At 62.8% G+C, this 3,206-nt stretch carries 4 protein-coding genes; 1 reads left to right on the top strand and 3 read right to left on the bottom strand.

Annotated features, from left to right (window positions below; genetic code table 11):
- Positions 1 to 143 precede the first annotated feature (143 nt).
- The 3 genes from U9R81_RS08140 to U9R81_RS08130 all read right to left on the bottom strand — a co-directional run bounded on the left by U9R81_RS08140 (position 144) and on the right by U9R81_RS08130 (position 2,486).
- The gene (locus tag U9R81_RS08140) at positions 144 to 1,331 is read right to left on the bottom strand and encodes an MFS transporter (protein ID WP_322494987.1); all 1,188 of its coding nucleotides are present in this window, start codon (positions 1,329 to 1,331) and stop codon (positions 144 to 146) included.
- Positions 1,332 to 1,410: 79 nt separating this feature from the next.
- Positions 1,411 to 1,728 carry an MGMT family protein gene (locus U9R81_RS08135; RefSeq protein WP_322494986.1) on the bottom strand — a complete coding sequence of 106 codons (318 nt, stop codon included), beginning with the start codon at positions 1,726 to 1,728 and terminating at the stop codon, positions 1,411 to 1,413.
- Positions 1,728 to 2,486: an SDR family oxidoreductase gene (locus U9R81_RS08130; protein WP_322494985.1), complete on the bottom strand. Its 759-nt coding sequence runs from the start codon at positions 2,484 to 2,486 to the stop codon at positions 1,728 to 1,730. The genes U9R81_RS08135 and U9R81_RS08130 overlap by 1 nt, the downstream gene beginning before the upstream one ends.
- A 125-nt stretch (positions 2,487 to 2,611) precedes the next feature.
- On the opposite strand from U9R81_RS08130, the gene U9R81_RS08125 reads away from it, so the two are divergent.
- The coding region (locus tag U9R81_RS08125) for a DUF6483 family protein (RefSeq protein WP_322494984.1) at positions 2,612 to 3,206 on the top strand (595 nt) is incomplete at its 3' end.

The following is a 3,206-nucleotide window of genomic DNA, read 5'->3' as shown; positions in this document are numbered from 1 at the left end:
CCAGCCCCTCGCCCGCGCGCGCGGGCGAGGGGAGCGCAGCGCCGGACGATAAGGCATCGCGCAGCGATCAACGGTTGTGATCAACTACAGGTTCTGTCCGCCCCTCAACCCGCTGCTGGCGAGCTGCTCGCCCTCCCCAAGTCTCACGGGATCGTTGCTCTGCTCAACTGAACGGTGGCTGCCAACGCCGGTGCCAGCGCGCTCAGACAGATTGCCGCCACTCCCAGCCAGCCGGCTGTCTGCCAGCCAAGGCCGGGGATGACTCCGCCGAGCGTTCCCCCAACATAGTACGCCACCAAATAGAGCGCACCGGCCGCGCCTTTGGCCTGTTGCGCCAACTGGTTCACCAGCGCCGGAGCAATGCCTTGAGCAATAAACATCCCGCTGCATAGCGTCCATAAGCCGAGGGCAATCAGCGGCAAATTGGGGATGAGCGTCAGACCGATCCCGGCCATCGCAATCAACAACCCGATCATTATCAACCGGGGACGGGGATAGCGGGCCGAGAGCGCCCCGGCCCACGGAGAGACAATCACGCCGGCCAGATAGCTCACGTAGGCGAGCGCGATAATCGCCGGCGGCAAGCCAAACGGCGGTGCGCTGAGGTAGTAGGGCAAGTAGGTGAAGGTGCCAAGGAAGCCGAAAAAGAGCGCGCCGCCGATCACGTAGGCTGCGCGCAGATGCCGGTCGGCCACATGGGTGAACATCGCCTGATAGGCTTGCCGCCAGCCGCCCCTCGGCGCGACCGCCCGATCACGCGGCAGCGTCACGAGCAAGCTAAGGCCGCTCACTAACGTCAACCCGGCAAACACCACAAAGCTGGCCCGCCAACCAAACCCATCGCTGATCAAGCCACCCACCACCCGCCCGCTCAAACCACCAGCGACATTGGCTGCGATCCAGCCGCCGACGGCCCGACCCAAATCAGTCGCCGGCAGCCGGTCGCCGAGGTAGGCCACCGCCACTGCAGTGAAGCCGGGAATGCACAACCCTTGCAGCGCCCGCCCCGCCAACAACAGCTCGAACGATGGCGCGAACGCGCAGAGCAGTGTCGGCAGCGCGAGGAGCAATGCGCTGCCTACCATCACCGGCCAGCGCCCCCACCGGTCGCTGAGGGGGCCAACTGCCAGCGAACCCAATGCAATCATCAACACCACTACCGACACGCTGAGCCCGGCGGTAGCCGGCGCAATCCCGTATTCCGTCGACAACTGCGGCAAGATCGGTTGGGTCAAGTACATATCGGAAAAGACCACCACCCCGGCGACATAGAGGGAGATGAGCCAGAAGCGCTGGTCTGAAGCGGAAGCGACCGTCATAACGTTGGGCAAGATTCGTCATTGGCGAGCGCGAGGGGAAAACAGCTCCCCTCCGCGCCTCCGGCGTCGCTGCGGTAAGTGCCTTCATCCCTCACCCGCCATCATCACCGTCCCACAGAAAGCGTGCGAGATCGATTTGATACTCGTCGCTGACCTCCACCCCCTCGGCTTGCAAGCGGGCACGTTGCTCATCGGCGGCGTAGACATTACTGATGCGACCAGCCCAGTTGATCACCCGCCACCACGGCACCGCGCTGTGCGGCAAGAGCACATGCAGCGCATAGCCCACCATACGCGCATGGCCGGGCAGGCCAGCCAGCGCGGCTACCCGGCCATACGTACACACGCGCCCCGGCGGAATACGGCTCACCACCGCATAGATAGCGGCGTAGGGCGAATCAGCTTCCATCACGCCAACCGGCCACCATCGACGGCTAAGGTCGCGCCGGTCACAAATGACGCCTTATCCGAACAGAGCCAGACGACGGCATTGGCCACCTCTTCCGGCGAGCCAAGCCGGCCAATCGGTTCGCCCTCGGCAAATTGGGCCAGTAGTTGTGGATCGCCTTGGGTGAAGCGATCGATCATCGCGGTATGGATCGTGCCGGGGCAAATCGCATTGACGCGAATCCCGTTACGGGCATACTCAAGCGCCGCCGCTTTAGTGATACCAACAATACCATGCTTGCTGGCAACATACGCTGACACCCCGCGCGAACCCGACAGGCCGGCCACCGATGAGGTGTTGACAATCGCGCCGCCATCCTGCCGCAGCATCTGCCGGATCTCGTGCTTCATACACAGCCAAACGCCCTTCAGGTTAATGTCGATCACCCGATCCCACACCTCTTCGGGATAATCGACCAGCATGGCCTGCACACCTTCGATACCGGCATTATTATGCGCAAAGTCGATCCGGCCAAACATATCAACCGCCTTGGCGATCAACTGCTCGACCTCGCTGTTTTGCGACACGTCGCAGCGGACGAAGATTGCGTCAGTATTTTGTACGCGGCAGAGCGCGACCGTCTCCTCGCCGCCCTCAACATTCACATCAGCAACGACAACTTTCGCGCCTTCGCGGGCGAACGCCAGCGCCGAAGCGCGCCCAATCCCGGCTGCCGCGCCGGTCACCAGCGCGACCTTCCCAATGAACGTTGGCTCCATCGATGTCCTCCTCTAGCCAGTCTCTGCACGAAGTATCATACCATAAGCGAAAGCGGGAGGCGGATGGTGCAGGAGCATACGCTGCCGATTTGACAGCCGGCCCCTCCATCGGGTACGGTATACCTATGTACCGCGACGATTACATTTTGCGCATGATCGCCCAATTCGGCGCGATCATCCGCCACATCCTCGGCCTTTACCGCGACGGCAAATCGCCGCTGGCGCGGATCGCCATTGACAACGCTTACCGCGACCGGCTTGGCGTCGGCAGCGATCAGGTGGCGGCGTTGAGCGACCGGCAACTCTTGGCGCTATTACGATTTCACAGCCACGGTGAGGATTGGTGGAGCGAAGGGGCGTATCTGGCCGCGTTGCTCACCACTGAAGCGCGCCTACTCAGCGATGATGGGGAAGAAGACGACGCCGCCACGCGCGCCTTGCTAGCGTTACAAGTAGTGATTGAATGCACGCTGGCCGCTCCGGAACCATTACCGGAATACACTCCAACCTACATTGACCTGTTGGGCTTACTGCGTGATTATGTTGTGCCCGCTCCCACATTGGCCGCCCTGCTCACCCTGTGCGAGCGGCAAGGTGATCTGGCGCGCAGCGAAGACCTTGTGCATGAATTGTTGGCGCGTGAGCCGCTGCGCTGGCTGGCGACGGCGCGGGCATTCTACCAACGGCTGCTGGCCCGCAGCGATGCCGAGCTCGCCGCCG

The organism is Chloroflexus sp. (assembly GCF_034435895.1).
Lineage (GTDB): Bacteria > Chloroflexota > Chloroflexia > Chloroflexales > Chloroflexaceae > Chloroflexus.
Note: the sequence above shows the minus strand (reverse complement) of the source record. Positions and strands in the feature narration are given on the sequence as shown.